Origin of the sequence: Enterococcus dispar ATCC 51266, assembly GCF_000406945.1 — a bacterium.
In the GTDB taxonomy this organism is placed as follows: Bacteria; Bacillota; Bacilli; order Lactobacillales; family Enterococcaceae; genus Enterococcus_C; species Enterococcus_C dispar.
Window position 1 is genome coordinate 2,217,676 of sequence record NZ_KE136354.1, and the last position, 12,988, is coordinate 2,230,663.

12 protein-coding genes are annotated in these 12,988 nt (G+C 35.7%); 3 read left to right on the forward strand and 9 right to left on the reverse strand.

The window, feature by feature from the left end; all coding sequences use genetic code 11:
* The 3 genes from RK01_RS10455 to RK01_RS10465 are packed head-to-tail and all read right to left on the reverse strand — an operon-like array spanning position 1 to position 3,015.
* The gene (locus RK01_RS10455; protein WP_016173255.1) at positions 1–837 is read right to left on the reverse strand and encodes a carbohydrate ABC transporter permease; all 837 of its coding nucleotides are present in this window, start codon (positions 835–837) and stop codon (positions 1–3) included.
* Positions 824–1,699: a carbohydrate ABC transporter permease gene (locus RK01_RS10460; RefSeq protein WP_016173256.1), complete on the reverse strand. Its 876-nt coding sequence runs from the start codon at positions 1,697–1,699 to the stop codon at positions 824–826. Before RK01_RS10460 ends, RK01_RS10455 begins: the two co-directional genes overlap by 14 nt.
* Complete coding sequence (locus RK01_RS10465; protein WP_016173257.1) at positions 1,699–3,015, reverse strand: ABC transporter substrate-binding protein; 1,317 nt, start codon at positions 3,013–3,015, stop codon at positions 1,699–1,701. Before RK01_RS10465 ends, RK01_RS10460 begins: the two co-directional genes overlap by 1 nt.
* 177 nt (positions 3,016–3,192) lie before the next feature.
* On the opposite strand from RK01_RS10465, the gene RK01_RS10470 reads away from it, so the two are divergent.
* A complete protein-coding gene (locus RK01_RS10470; protein WP_016173258.1) occupies positions 3,193–4,188 on the forward strand; it encodes a LacI family DNA-binding transcriptional regulator in 996 nt (331 codons plus the stop codon).
* Between the two features lie 69 nt (positions 4,189–4,257).
* On the opposite strand, the gene RK01_RS10475 is transcribed toward RK01_RS10470, so the two are convergent.
* A complete protein-coding gene (locus RK01_RS10475; protein ID WP_016173259.1) occupies positions 4,258–5,910 on the reverse strand; it encodes a MutS-related protein in 1,653 nt (550 codons plus the stop codon).
* A 341-nt stretch (positions 5,911–6,251) separates the two neighbouring features.
* Between RK01_RS10475 and RK01_RS10480 the strand changes: the two genes are divergently transcribed.
* On the forward strand, positions 6,252–6,869 hold the full coding sequence (locus RK01_RS10480) for a DUF6273 domain-containing protein (RefSeq protein WP_016173260.1): 618 nt from the start codon (positions 6,252–6,254) through the stop codon (positions 6,867–6,869).
* Positions 6,870–6,991: 122 nt separating this feature from the next.
* On the opposite strand, the gene rplI is transcribed toward RK01_RS10480, so the two are convergent.
* The 5 genes from rplI to rpsF form a co-directional block, all read right to left on the reverse strand.
* The gene (gene rplI, locus RK01_RS10485) at positions 6,992–7,444 is read right to left on the reverse strand and encodes a 50S ribosomal protein L9 (protein WP_016173261.1); all 453 of its coding nucleotides are present in this window, start codon (positions 7,442–7,444) and stop codon (positions 6,992–6,994) included.
* Between the two features lie 192 nt (positions 7,445–7,636).
* On the reverse strand, positions 7,637–9,586 hold the full coding sequence (locus tag RK01_RS10490; RefSeq protein WP_016173262.1) for a GGDEF domain-containing protein: 1,950 nt from the start codon (positions 9,584–9,586) through the stop codon (positions 7,637–7,639).
* A gap of 828 nt (positions 9,587–10,414) precedes the next feature.
* A complete protein-coding gene (gene rpsR / locus RK01_RS10495; RefSeq protein WP_016173263.1) occupies positions 10,415–10,651 on the reverse strand; it encodes a 30S ribosomal protein S18 in 237 nt (78 codons plus the stop codon).
* 23 nt (positions 10,652–10,674) lie between these two features.
* Complete coding sequence (gene ssb / locus RK01_RS10500; RefSeq protein WP_016173264.1) at positions 10,675–11,205, reverse strand: single-stranded DNA-binding protein; 531 nt, start codon at positions 11,203–11,205, stop codon at positions 10,675–10,677.
* Positions 11,206–11,250: 45 nt separating this feature from the next.
* Entirely contained in the window at positions 11,251–11,550 is a 300-nt protein-coding gene (gene rpsF / locus RK01_RS10505) for a 30S ribosomal protein S6 (protein ID WP_016173265.1), read from the reverse strand.
* 316 nt (positions 11,551–11,866) lie between these two features.
* Here rpsF and RK01_RS10510 point away from each other — a divergent pair, with 316 nt between their 5' ends.
* Positions 11,867–12,799 (forward strand): phosphotransferase, encoded by a 933-nt coding sequence (locus tag RK01_RS10510; RefSeq protein WP_016173266.1) that lies wholly within the window; start codon positions 11,867–11,869, stop codon positions 12,797–12,799.
* The last annotated feature ends 189 nt before the right edge of the window (positions 12,800–12,988 follow it).

Genomic DNA, 12,988 nt, shown 5'->3' on the forward strand with positions numbered 1-12,988 from the left:
CTACTTTAAGGTAAACTGCATACCGTCTTGGAATCGTTTCGAGAAAATTAAAAATAAGATAATCAATGGTAATGTCAGTAATACCGAAGCAGCATACATTGGTCCAGGATAAGTGCCATAAGGACCGAACATTTGGGAGATTAAAACATTCAAAGTAACAGTACTATCACTTTTTGAAACAATCATATCCCATAATAAATTGGTCCAGCGATCAGTAAACATAAATAAGAATATGACTGTCGTAATTGATTTTGACATTGGTAAAACCACTTTAAACAGTACTTGTAATTCAGAAGCACCATCTAATTTTGCGGCTTCAATCAAGGCATCTGGAATTGCCTTGAAAAAGTTTGTATACATAAAAATTGCCCATAAGCTAATAGCCGTTGGAATAATCATTCCTGCATATGAATCTAACAAGCCGATATTGGTAATCATTAAAAACTGTGGAATTAATAAGATGATGGCTGGAAAAAACATTTGAAATAAAATGAAATTATTGACAAATTTTTTACCCTTAAACTCAATTTTTGCTAACGCATAGCCTACCATCAAAGCAAATAACAACATTAAAAATGTCGCAATTGTAGCCACAATTACCGTATTGATAAACGCGCCAATCCAAGGAACATTTGCAGAAGTAGCAGAACCGCCAAATAACCACGTCCACGAGCGTAAGCTAAAATGACTAGGTATCAGTTTTCGATCCACTTGATCCCACGATGCAAACGAATGCATTACGAGGTACACAAATGGAAAAATCATAATTAACATTACTAAGGTAGTAATGATATACAGTAGAATGGTTTGTCCCTTCGTTCTTTTAAGCCCAACCATTTCTTTCACCCCATTTTTCTAAAAGCTTACGAATAATCCCAATTGATGCAAAAGTAACAACCGATGCCAATAAAGCCACCGCAGATGCATAGCCTGACTTCAAGCCGACAAATGCTTGATTATAAATTTCCATTTGCCATGTATTCGTAGCAAAATTGGGGCCTCCGCCTGTTAATTGATAGACCTCGGTAAATATTCCAAAACTTACCCCTACTGCTAAAACCGTAACCGTAAAAAAAGCCGGGTATAGCATTGGAAAGGTAATTTTCCAAAAACGATTCCATGGAGTAACCCCATCAATTGCAGCAGCTTCATAAATTTCATGGTTAATACTACTTAAACCTGAAATTAAAATTAAACCGTAATAGCCTGACATTTTCCAAGCAATCATCAAAGATACAATGATAATCGCAGTATGTGGATTACCTAACCAGTCAATATCCCAGCCCATTTTATTGCGCAAAAACGTATTGAATGGACCATTATAAGATAGTAATCCTTTAACAATTAAAGAAGTCACAACGCCGCTGGAAAGATATGGTAAGAAAAATGCTACCATATACAATCCCTTTAACTTCGGTAAACTATTAACTAATAATGCAATAATCATCGACATAATCATGGCCATTGGCACAAAAACAATCAAAAACTTATATGTAACAACAAAAGCCGATTGAATTGCAGGACTTTTGACTGCATCGATAAAATTTTTGATTCCGACAAACTCAACATCGGGTGAAATCATGTTCCAGCTGGTTAAGGCTAACCAAAATGACCACAGTAATGGTAAAAGGAAAAATATAAATGTAAAAATAAGGTATGGGCTGGTAAATAACCAGCCCAATTTTGTATTTTTGTTCATTATTGAAGCGCCCCTTCAACGGCTTTCTTTGCATCTGTAACAGCTTTCTCCGGTGCTTTTTCACCACGAACAACAGGAACCCATGCTTGTTCGCCAAATACTTGTTGAATATCGTTGTATTTCTCATTATCCATTGCTGGAACTGCATTTGGTACATTCGCAGCATAAACTTCCATTACTGGATTTTTTTCAAAGTATTCTTTAAAGGCAGCATTTTCTGTTGCATCATCTCGCGCTGGAATTAAAGAAGTTGTTTCCAATAGTTTCATATCGTTGTTCTCATCACCAAAAACAAATTCTAAAAATTTCATAGCAGCATCTTGCTCTTTTTCAGTAGCTTGGGCATACATAACAATCCCTTTAGCATCTGCGTAGGTAGAAACATTTTCTTCATTTGCCAATTCATCTGGCACAACAGGTGTTGTAACTGTGTAGTTTTCACCAAATTTTAGTTCGGGATATTTTTCAGCCCAGTTAGGAAAAGTCCAAGGTCCAATATCTGTCATAACGCTATCGCCATTTTCAAATGGATCTGTCGCTTCGCCAGTTCGCAATACTTTGTCTTTAGATAATGTACTCATTAAATCAAAAACATTTTCCATTGCTTTTTCATCCGCAACAAATTTATTATCTTCTACAAAATTAGCACCTTTACTTGCTGCATCATATAATGGGAAAAAGTCAAACCAACGCATCCAAGCTGTTGGATCAGCGATATCTTTTTTCGCCCATAAAGCTTTATCTGTCCCTTTAATTTTTTCAACAACTTTTAATAATTCCGAATATGTCTTAGGTGGTTCATTAAAACCTAATTCTTTTAGTGTATCTAATCGCCAACCAAATAAAATTGGATTAGAGTATACTGGTAAGACATACTGACTACCGTCAGAGAATTTCCAACTCTCAATTGTTTTACTCATATTTCTTTTTTCAACAATATTATTGAAGTCACTTTCTTTATCTAATGGTAAAATTGCCTTACTAGCTGCCAATTGTGCTGCAAAACTACGATTAATATTTTCAGATAGTGTCGGTGCCGTTTTTGAAGCAATCGCACTTTGAATAGTAGCTTCAGAAGATGGGCTTTCTTTCATTTGACTAACTTCAACATCAATATCTTTGTTTTCTTTTTCAAATTCAGTTGCCATTTCTTCCCAATACTTTACTTGGGTAGGATTTGGGGCTGCCCAGAAAGTAATTTTAGTTTTTCCATCACTTGAACCAGAATCTTTCGCGCCAGAACTGCCACAACCAGCTAAGACAACCGTTCCTAATAATAAAGCTGAAATACCTACAAATAGTTTGTTCATTTTCATCATCGTTCCTCCTAAATGGTAAACGTTTTCTTTACAACACGTATCTTACATCGTGTAACTTTAATTGTCAACATTACAATAAATGTTTATATAATTACTTTTTATAATTACAAACAATTACATTTTTAAAAATTTATGTTATAATGAAAATAAAGCTTAGAAAATAAGGTGATAGATATGAAGAAAGCGTCAATGCAAGATATTGCAGATGCACTAGGAATCTCAAAAAATTCAGTTTCACAAGCATTACGAAATAAACCCGGTGTCAGCCAAAAAACTAAAAATTTAGTCCAACAAAAAGCGGATGAACTTGGGTACGAATACCAAATTATCAACAGTAATAGCGGAACTCAAAGAATCTTACTAGTTGCAACAGAATTTGCTCTTTCACAAACAAGTTTTTTTGGTGAAATTATTAAAAGTATTGAAAATGAGCTTAGAAAAGAAGATTGTCAATTAGCTATTCATCCATTATCCCAAAATGAAATTGAAAGTTTAACTTTACCTCCAAATATTTTGGACTACGATGGTGTAATCATATTGTCTCATAGTGACAATAATTACATAAAAGAAATATTAGCTACAAAACTACCAGTTATATTGGTTGATCACCATGATCCATCTTTGTTAACAGATGCTATTCTTTCTAAAAATATAGATGGAACATTCCAAGCGGTCTCACTATTAATTGAAAATGGATTAAATAGAATCGGTTTCATTGGAGATATTAATTTTTCACCGAGTTATTTGGAACGTTATCGTGGCTATCATCGTGCGCTGAGTGAACATGATTTAATCTACGATAAAAAAATTGAATTAACTCAAATTGAAGAAACACAGGGAGCTCTTTTTAATAAGCTTAAAAGCATTGAAACCATGCCAGATGCTTGGTTTTGTGTGAACTCTGGATTAGCCTTTATGTTAAACAGCTATTTACAATCTGCTGGTTATACAATTCCTGAGGATATTAGTATTATTTGTTACGATGATACTGAATTCACTCGGATGGCTGTCCCGCCAATCACAAATGTTGCAACGGATTTACACTTTATGGGGCAATTGGCTGTGAATTCTCTTATGAAAAGAATAACGAATCCTTCTGCTCCTTTTATCCATCAACAAATTATTCCAAATTTGAACATTCGTGGCTCTGTAAAACTGAGAAAATCATAATTTCTACAAAAAAAGATTACAAACTACATGACAAATAGTTTGTAATCTCTTTTTTAATTATTAAAACCACTACCCCAACACTTGCCAGCTTTTTTCTTGATCAAAATAAGCGGCTTCTTTTTTAGCATTGGCAACTAAATCACTTGGATACCCTAAAATACCCAGTAAAGCGATCGCATTGCGGGATTTTGCAGCACCTTGCCGCAAGCGATAATCAAATGAAATGCCATTTTCAGCCGTGACTTGTTCTTCAAAATGAAGATTGTCGCAACTTTTTTTCAAAATTTCGGTTAATTCAATATCATGGGTAGCTACAAAAGCCAAGCTCGGTTGTTGTCCCAGCCACTCCACGACACTGCTCGAAGCGGCGATTCGCTCGATCGTGTTAGTCCCTTTCAAAATTTCATCAATAAAACAATAGCAGCGTTCTTTTGTCGCCACTTTATCCAAAAGGCGTTTAATCGATTTGATTTCGGCTACAAAGTAACTATCTCCTTCAAATAAATCATCTTCGACTGCCATAGAGCTTAACACATGACCTGCTTGTAATGTGAAAGCTTCTGCTGTAGCAGTATTAATGGTTTGGGCTAAAATACAATTAATCGCGATACTTTTGACATAAGTTGATTTACCAGAAGCATTGGAACCAGTCACCAATGTATTTTTTTGCCAGTCAACTGGGTTTGCGACCGCATTTTGAATTAAAGGATGATAAATTGCTTCAGCCTCCACGCCACCTGTTTTTACTGTTGGCAAACAGGTTAATGGCATATAGGTACGAAAGTTCAAAATAGCTAAGGCGACTTCCAAATCTCCTAAATTATCCCACAATGAAATGGCTGCTTCATTGTAACGACTAATTTTTCCCAAGACATAATTATAAGAAATTAACGGCAGTAAAAAGATCATATTGACTAATTCAAATATAACTTCAGCTTCCGAATTCCCTTTGACGCGAAACGAAAAAGCAAATTTTTCAATTCCCTTAAAGGGTTTGACCTTTTCCTTTAAATCAGCTTGCAGAGGTGTATCTACTTTACTAAGTTTTTTCGCTAAAACGAGTGTTTGTACCAAATAGCGCATAATCGTCAGTTCCGTTTCCAAGCGAAATTTTTGAGTGAAATAGAGGACAACATTCAGAAAAAAACTAAATAAAATAACAATTAGAAAAAGTGATGGTTGCAGTGGTAAAGCCAATAATGCCAAAATTGGTATACATCCTAAAATAACATATAGCCAAGTATTAGGTAATTTATTTTTACCACCTTCTGCCAAATACTGTTTGGAAAAATTATTGTCTTGTTTTCCCAAATTAGCAAATAGGTATTGTACTTTTTCTCGTGTCGCGGCATTTTCTGCAAAAAATTTGATTAAAGGTTCATATTGTTTTTGATCGCTAAAATTATAATTGCGCAAACGTTTATACAATGCCTCTGACCCAACGCTGGAATAAGTGTTGTTTAAAAGTGCAAAAATACTATCCATATCTAAATCATACCAAGTTAAATCATCGACTTCTGCTGTGTAATGATGGTATTTCTTTTCTTCTAACCAAGCTTTTTTCAAACTTTCTTCGTGATCAAAACGCTTTTGATAAGGTTGGGCACCCCATTTTTGTTTGATACTTTGTTTTAACTGATAACGGGTACGATAATTCATGGCAATTAAGGCAATGGGCACTAGTACAACTAGCGCCACGATTAAAATTATTTCTTGTGACATCCTGTTTCCACCTCTTATTTTTACTTCATTTTTCTAGCTTTCAGCTCACTTATATAAGCAAAATTGCCGCAAGCCTTCTGAATTATTGAGGATTTCAAGCATTCAAATGATATAAGAAAAATCATTTCGGTTTTAAAAGCCACGTCCTCTTAAAAAAAGCAATCTGCCCTTATTATACCGAATATATTCTTTTCTTTTTGAGATTTTTTTATAACTGAATTTTCAGTACAGTACACAGGGTGTCAATACAACTTGTAATCGCTTTTATGCTAAAATTAAAACAGATTAAAGAAAAAAATTTAGAAATTATTTTATTCGTTAAATCAGAAAGGGAGTATAGGATGAAAATTGGCGACATAGTAACGTTTGATCGTTATCAGTGGCGGATATTAGCAAAAGAGGAGAACCGGCTTTTACTTTTAACTGAAAATATTATCGATCAACGCCCCTACCACCAACAAAAAGGTGACGTAACGTGGGAAAACAGTGAAATGAGAGCTTACTTAAATGACACTTTTTATCATAGTTTTACGCCGGAAAATCAAGCTAAAATTTTAACCACCGAAATTACAACACCTGGAAATCCTTGGTACGACGTAACAGGTGGTGCAAAAACCTATGATCGGATTTTTCTTTTAAGTTTAGAAGAAGCCGTTTGTCATTATTTTGGTGACAGTAGCAAAAATTTAATGCAAAAAAGCCCCAAGCAACGTTATTGGTTCCAAAAGAAAGATCCCAACAATGAAAAACGGCGCACTTTTTATGATGATTATATTTGGTGGTGGTGGCTACGAACACCCGGACGAAATTTACAGCGGGCCATTTATATTCACGGCGACGGCAATATTGGGATTCAAGGCAATGGTACTTATCGTTATAGCAGTCAAACGATTCATCCTTTAACTAGAGATAATAGTGGCGGAGTACGCCCAGCATTGTGGCTAGAAGTAGACGCCTGACAAAATTAGATCTTTATGAAATGGACTAAAAAACACCAATTTCAAAAGACGAAAGCACAAAAGGCGCTGTCTAGAAATTGGTGTTTTTGATTTAATTTGGATCATTCAGACTGTAAATGTGCTTATTCTTCTCCCACATGTACTTTTAAAGTGGCTGTTACATCTGGGTGCAGCTTCGCAGGCACATTGGTAAAACCTAAAGAACGGATAGGATTTTCCAATTCGATTTTACGTTTGTCAATTTTAACCTTGTATTGTTTTTCCAAGGCTGTGGCGATTTGTTTGGAAGGAATGGAACCAAATAAGCGGCCGTCTTCTCCGGCTTTGGCTTTTAATTCAATGACTGTTTCTTCTTTTTCCAATTTTTCTTTTAACGCTTTGGCTTCAGCCAAAATTTCAGCTTCGTGTTTATCTTGGGCTTTCTTTTTAGCAGCAAGCTCAGCCACATTGCCTTTATTGGCTTCTTGCGCCAATTTATTTTTAATTAAATAGTTTTGGGCGTAACCAGTAGGAACTTCTTTGATTTCACCTTTTTTACCTTTGCCTTTTACATCAGCTAAAAAAATAACTTTCATGTAATTTCCTCCTCATAAAGATGTTTAATTGACCTTTTAGCAACGGAGAAGCCACATATCGCCTAAACGAACTTGTGTCAATTTCCCTTGCTAACAGTCAAATTAAGTCTTAATTTTGCCATGGACCTGGTTATTGCCATCGATTTATACTCTTTTTGCGTAATAATCATTGCGGCATCTCCACAGCCAATTTTATTCTTTCTTCAAACTGTGCTGTATTTCATTATAAAGCATTGTTTTCACTTCGTTAAGGGATTTCTCTTTGATTTGTGTTGCGGCATTGGTAAAGTGGCCGCCTCCACCCATATCTTCCATAATGGCTTGTACATTAATTTTGCCATTACTGCGAGCAGAAATTCCCACTAAGCCATCTTTTCTTTTCGTAATAACAAAAGAGGCTTGTACATCATTCATAGAAAGCAATGTATCTGCCGTTTTGGCAGTCGTTACGCTGTCATAAACTTTATCTTCACTGGCACAGGCTACAACTACATCTTGATCGATAAATTCACTTTTTGAGACCAATTCACTAATTTCTAAAAACGAGGTTAAATCAGAACTTAAGATATATTGCACTAATTCACCGTTGGCTCCTCGTGATTTTAAATAACTAGCAATGTCAAAAGTTCTCGAACTGGTACGGACGGAAAAATTTTTCGTATCAACAAAAATTCCTGCTAATAATAACGTTGCAGTCAATTTATCCAATTGTTTTTGAGCGTTACTTTGATATTGAATCAACTCTCCGACTAATTCGGAAGCAGATGAAGCAGATGACTCAATATAGGTTAACAGGGGTTGGTTAGGAAACTCTTCCCCTCGGCGATGATGATCAATGATAACAACTTTATCAAACTTCTCATAGAGCTCCTGAGAGATCGATAGCGAAGGTTTATGGTAGTCTACCATCACTAACAGACTATTTTGCTTAATCTGCCCTAATGCTTGCTTAACGGAGATTAAATGGCCTTCTAAAGCTTCATCTTTATGGATTTCGGCTAAGCAACGTTCTACATCAGGAATCAATTCATTTTCATTGATGACCACATAGCTCGTTTTTCCTTGAAAATCAGCAAGAGTTGCTACCCCATAAGCAGAACCTATCGCATCCATATCCGGATAACGATGTCCCATGATATAAATATCTTCTGCACTTGCCAAAATTTTATTGAGCGCCGTTCCCATCGCTCGCGAGCGAACACGCGTTCGTTTTGTTACACTCGCGGTTTTGCCACCATAAAACTTTGGTTTGGCTTCATCGTTGGCTTCTTTTACCACTACCTGATCGCCACCTCGTACTAAAGCAATATCCAAACAGGTTTGTGCGACTTCACCGATTTTTTCTCCAGTTTCATCCCCATAACTAATGCCCATACTAATCGTCAATGGAATAGATTGTTCTTCAGCGGCAGTCCGGATTTTGTCTAATAAAGAAAATTGTTCTTGGGCCATTTTCTTTATATCAGAAGCATGAGCAACGAAATAAAAACGTTCAGCATTCAATCGTTTCAAGTAAATGTCATATTCATCTGACCAGTCAGAAATAAAGGTCGTCACAAAAGAATTCAGATAAGATGTTTCTTTATCATCCATTTTATCCACGACATCGTCGTAATTATCTACGGAGATAATACCAATCGCAGTTTGTTGATTTTCTTGATAGTTTTGGGCGGCTACCTCAGCAGTACGATCAAGTAAAAAGATAATATTTTTTTTACGATCAATGATATATTCAAAACTTCGATCTTCTACTCGCATCGAGCCATCGTCTTTGCTGCCAACTAATAATGGTTTCAGCGTTTTATCCCAAAGTAGCTCTTGACCGACTTGTTCTTTTAAATCTAAAGCACGATGATTCATCCAGTCCAGGCGAAATGTTTTGGGCTCATAGATAAAAATAATTGATGGCGATACGCTAGATAAAAACTTTGAATTATCAATAGCAATTTGCGCAGATTCGCGAATACGTTTATCATCTGTCAACGCATTTAAATTTTGTAAAGTATAATAAACATAGTAAATAAAGATATTTAGTGCAGCAAAAATGGCAATGTTTGCCCATAGATGGGGGTTAAACACCAAACAAATGAACTCTACAATGAAAATCAGTACCATCACTTTTAGAAAAGGGTATTTTTTCATAGCTTACTCCTCATTTTAACGTCTTGTCATGGAGGCAATCTTAGTCTTTAGCCAAAATAGGCCTTAACACTAGTAAACCCACTTATCCAGACGTAAAAATTTTATCACAACAAAACCAGCAAAATTTACATTTTTGCTATCCTTCATTTTAGCATAAATCCTATAATAGCGCGATTTTTAGTCTTTTTCTCCTAAAGTCATCCCAAAATGTTTCACGTGAAACATTTTTACTATCATGATGGCAGTGATTCTCTTATTTCATCATAAAACAATGAATCAAGATTGAGAAATTATGGCGGTTTTTACGCTCTTTATCAAAAGAATAGCTGAATAGGTGGTGATGCAAAAAAATAAAAGAAAAATTTTTACTTTCAGTCTCGTTGTTAAAATTACAGCTAACTATAAGTCTTAGACAACTAAAATCATTTTCAACAACATTTCAAATACTATTACCAATTTCCACGTAATAAATAACAAAAAAATAAAATGTATAAGTATTCAATATATACGGTAGCATCTTGTTTTTAATTTCACAAGATAATATTCTTCGTATTTTTTGCTTCAATAAAGTTTTCCACATTGTGGAAAACTTTATTGTGATTTCGTGTGCATTTCTGCAATATAACTTGTTAAATCAAGGGATCACGTCTGTTACGGAATTGTGGATAAGTATAGATTTTTTTATAGGTTTTCTTTGCTTAAACAAAAAAATTTCTAGTCGATTTTATAGATACCTCAGGCATCTAACTAGAATATAAATTTTTAGTTCCAGAATTTTAAAGGATAAAAAAACACCTCAGTCTTAAAGACTGAGGTGTAAAATAATTTTTATTCTTCGCCTACGAAAGGTAGTAAGCCCATAATCCGTGCGCGTTTGATCGCTACGGTAATTTTACGTTGGTTTTTCGCGCCTGTACCAGTTACACGACGTGGCAAAATTTTGCCTCGTTCTGAAATGAATCGTTTTAACAATTCAATATCTTTGTAATCGATATGTTCGATATGGTTAGCTGCGATATAGTCTACTTTGCGACGTTTACGTCCGCCTCTTCTTTGTTGTGCCATCCTATTTCCCTCCTATCAATTGCTTAGAATGGTAAATCATCGTCTGAAATGTCGATGGTTGATGCGTCAGACCCGAATGGATCAGAAGTGTCGCGATCAAAACTCGGCATTCCGCTGTTTTGAGAAGGTTGGTTTTGATTAAAATTGTTTTGTTGGCTGGCACCACCGTAATTATTGTTGAAACCACCGCCACCGTTAGTAGTTGACCCACCTTGTTGACGTTGTTCATTTGCAGAACGTGATTCTAATAATTGGAAGTTTTCAGCAACCACTTCAGTTACGTAAACACGTTGACCTTGTTGGTTTTCATAATTCCGTGTTTGGATGCGGCCAGTAACACCTAGCAGCGTTCCTTTACGGGCATAATTCGCTAAAGTTTCGGCTGGTTTACGCCAAATCACACAATTGATAAAATCTGCTTCGCGGTCTCCGCTTTGGTTCGTGAAGTTACGATTTACTGCTAAAGTAAATGTCGCAACTGCTGCACCATTCGCTGTATAACGCAAATCAGGATCTTTGGTTAATCTGCCGACTAAAACTACATTGTTAATCAAACCGGATCATCTCCTCGTCATAGATTTGTTTCACGTGAAACAATATTAAGCTTCTTCCTTAACGATCATGTGACGCAAAATGCCGTCATTGATCTTAGCCAAACGGTCAAATTCATTGATCGCTGGAGCATCTGATGGAGAAGTAACTTTGACGATATGATAGATGCCTTCACGGAATCCGTTCATTTCATACGCTAGACGGCGTTTTTCCCAATCTTTTGATTCAACAACTTCAGCGCCGTTGTCTTTTAAGATTGCATCAAAACGTTCGATCAAAGCAGTTTTTGCTTCTTCATCAATGTTTGGACGAATGATGTACATGATTTCATACTTCGTGTTTTCCATTGATTTTTCACCTCCCTATGGACTTTAGGCCCTTAGTGTTCTAAGAGCAGAGAGAGTATCATTGAGACTACTCACAAAGTAGAATTATACAGGAAACGTCCGATTAAAGCAAGAATTTTTTATTTTCTACTTCAGATATTTGCTTTTGCTCCTTCATTTTTATTTACGCATTTTGACAGGAATTTTTTTTAATTTTTAAAATATGGCATAATAATGTCAACTGCTTTACTGTCTGTCATTATTTTCGCTTGATCCAACTGAAATTTTAGCCGTTGACAGGATAAATCAAATAATTATTTCAATAAAGGAGCACAGCATGGCTAATAAAACCTATTTCACCGCAACCATTCACGATATTGCGTCATGGCTTGCTATTTATCAAAGTAAAAATGCCTTTGCGCCGCTGATTCAAGCAATTTTTGAAAAAGAACAGTTACCCTATGGACCCCTCAAAAATTTGACCTCTGCTTCTAATGCAATTTTTGGAGTAGGAAAAGATTATGTCATCAAGCTTTTTATGCCAACAGAAACGAGTTATAGCAATCCTTTAGCCGCAAAAATCGAAAAAGCCGGACTAACTCATGCCAATCGTGTGATTCCTTCACCTAAATTATTTGCCAGTGGTATTATCTATGACAAATATAATTTTTCTTATTTAATCATGGAGCAAATTGCAGGCATTGATTTTACAGCTTTTTCACCAGCAGAAAAAAGACCTTTTGTTCCGACGGTAAAAGAATTTTCCCATAATTTGGCCACTTTTTTTCCCGATCCAGATATTCCTATCCTAACAAAAGAAGAATGTTTGAGTAATCCCCGCTGGTCTGTTTTTCCAGAAAGCTTTCAAGCCGAGCGCAAAAAAATCATTTTGACAACCAACTTTGATGCACCAGTTTTTGTTCACGGTGATTTCAAAGCGGCTAATTTGCTTTGCACCGCTTCAAATCAGTTAAATGTTATCGATTTTGCAGATTGTTATTTTGCCCCCAAAGAGTATGAATGGCCCTATTTAATCTTTGGCTTATTTGGTTGTGATACCGCAATGATCAACACCTACTTTGCAAAAGAACTTGATGCTACTTTTATTCAGACTCTTACTGGCGCTTTTCTAATGCATAAGTTTGGCGCTAATCTTTTGAGCCAAATTTTTGATTTAAAGCACATCGATTTGGCCACTATCACTAGCCTTCCCGCATTAACGACAGTTCTAACCGAGTGTCTCGCCCAGGAAACATTTTTAACGGAATAATTTTATGTCTGTTGGGCAAAAGTTATCAACAGTGGATAACTTTTGCCTTTAAAAAAACATTTTTTATCCACAGCATCTTTAAACGCCATTATTAAAGAAAAGCTTTACGAACTTGTTCAGCTCGCCAGCAATAAGATGGAATCTCAATAAATTGTTTTGTAATTTCTTGAGATTTTAGCTTATTGTCGC

Excerpts from the sequence above, each read along its gene's own strand:
- rplI (WP_016173261.1), bottom strand. The coding sequence starts at position 7,444 with ATGAAAGTTATTTTTTTAGCTGATGTAAAAGGCAAAGGTAAAAAAGGT.
- RK01_RS10460 (WP_016173256.1), bottom strand. The coding sequence starts at position 1,699 with ATGAACAAAAATACAAAATTGGGCTGGTTATTTACCAGCCCATACCTT.
- RK01_RS10480 (WP_016173260.1), top strand. The coding sequence starts at position 6,252 with ATGAAAATTGGCGACATAGTAACGTTTGATCGTTATCAGTGGCGGATA.
- RK01_RS10475 (WP_016173259.1), bottom strand. The coding sequence starts at position 5,910 with ATGTCACAAGAAATAATTTTAATCGTGGCGCTAGTTGTACTAGTGCCC.
- rpsR (WP_016173263.1), bottom strand. The coding sequence starts at position 10,651 with ATGGCACAACAAAGAAGAGGCGGACGTAAACGTCGCAAAGTAGACTAT.
- RK01_RS10465 (WP_016173257.1), bottom strand. The coding sequence starts at position 3,015 with ATGAAAATGAACAAACTATTTGTAGGTATTTCAGCTTTATTATTAGGA.
- RK01_RS10510 (WP_016173266.1), top strand. The coding sequence starts at position 11,867 with ATGGCTAATAAAACCTATTTCACCGCAACCATTCACGATATTGCGTCA.
- RK01_RS10490 (WP_016173262.1), bottom strand. The coding sequence starts at position 9,586 with ATGAAAAAATACCCTTTTCTAAAAGTGATGGTACTGATTTTCATTGTA.
- RK01_RS10470 (WP_016173258.1), top strand. The coding sequence starts at position 3,193 with ATGAAGAAAGCGTCAATGCAAGATATTGCAGATGCACTAGGAATCTCA.
- RK01_RS10455 (WP_016173255.1), bottom strand. The coding sequence starts at position 837 with ATGGTTGGGCTTAAAAGAACGAAGGGACAAACCATTCTACTGTATATC.
- rpsF (WP_016173265.1), bottom strand. The coding sequence starts at position 11,550 with ATGGAAAACACGAAGTATGAAATCATGTACATCATTCGTCCAAACATT.